A 1,297-nucleotide genomic window follows, 5' to 3' on the forward strand; every position below is an offset into this window, starting at 1 on the left:
GGGGATGAATTTTTTCCTGAATATAAATTGGGACTGCGGGGACTTCCAAGGGTTTCTGGTCTTGCTCGTCTTTACCTTTCCAGACTAATTGTGGATCTAACGATGTATCACGGGGATAAAAGACAGGTGTGGAGTTTTTGTCCTTATCCGCCATGAAATCTCTCAATTCTTCCGTAGGAATGTTAGCCCGTTTATCTTTGTGCTTGACACTTTCAATAGAAGTCAAGGATTGACTTTGTTTCTTAGCCATGACTATATAATTTCCTTAATTAATTAGTTAATTGCCCACTGCTGAGGGCAGCACGAATAGTATTTTGAGCGTCCCAGGGGTCAGAGATTTCTATAAATGCCCAACGCCCTAAGCCCCCGTGATTGTTTACTGCTGGTATCCAAAGCGATCGCGCTGTAGCAACTTTGGCAGCTTTATCCTTTCTCGCTTCGCCTGATACTTCCACAATCAAGGAAAGCAAATCTTCATGCCCATCATTGATTTGCGTTAAGAAGTCAGGGATGTAGTTTCTCTGATCGCCATTAAGCGTGTAAGGAATTGTGAACCCTAAACCGTGATTTTTGATATAGCAAACTACTTCATCCATTTCTTCCAACACTTGAGCCATTTTTTGTTCCCAGCTATCGGTGTCTGCTACTACATGGGAGACATGACTTTTACTAGGCTCAGTGGTATAGACGGGACGAGCAGTGTCAAAGTCAACATAACGAGTAGAACCAAAAGTATCGTAGGGTCGCAAAATTGGCTTTAGAGATTTTTGACTTTCTCCAAATGTGATCGCACGGTAAATACAATCGGCTGCATCATGGGCAAACTCATTAAGTAAAAGCATCTGAGGATAGGTGTTGTCTTTATACGTGACACACTCCTGCATCCACTGTTTACCTATTTGCAATACTTGGGGAAATAACCAAGCTTGTACATCAGAATCAAAATAATGTTTTTCTGGTCGGTCAGTTTTCTCAATGCTGTCCCAACGAAAATATTTCTCTAAAGTCAGCTTGGCAAGAAGAAATGCTACTTTTTGTTCCCTATGCGATCGCAAGTCATCCAGTGTATGAATACTAGATTGTCCCACAATCGGTGCATTCACTGTCATCGTAGGTACATCATTTGCTGAGATGGCATATTTGCATACAGCACTGAAGTTAGTCTTAAGTTTCTCTTGAGTGATGTCGTAGCGATAACCGATTAACCTGGGAAAGGTAATCTCTAACCCAATGCGTTCTTCTAAGGCACGAACGCGGGTGGGTAGTGGACCTCGTTTAGGAGGATTGTTAGAACCAG

At 42.3% G+C, this 1,297-nt stretch carries 2 pseudogenes; both read right to left on the reverse strand.

What is annotated here, in order from left to right:
• A pseudogene (locus tag AC2VE5_RS27495) lies at positions 1 to 250 on the reverse strand (DNA methylase); the annotation flags it as partial.
• A 19-nt stretch (positions 251 to 269) separates the two neighbouring features.
• Positions 270 to 1,297 (reverse strand): annotated as a pseudogene (locus AC2VE5_RS27500) (BPTD_3080 family restriction endonuclease); the annotation flags it as partial.

The organism is Aliterella sp. E5.1, from assembly GCF_057473825.1.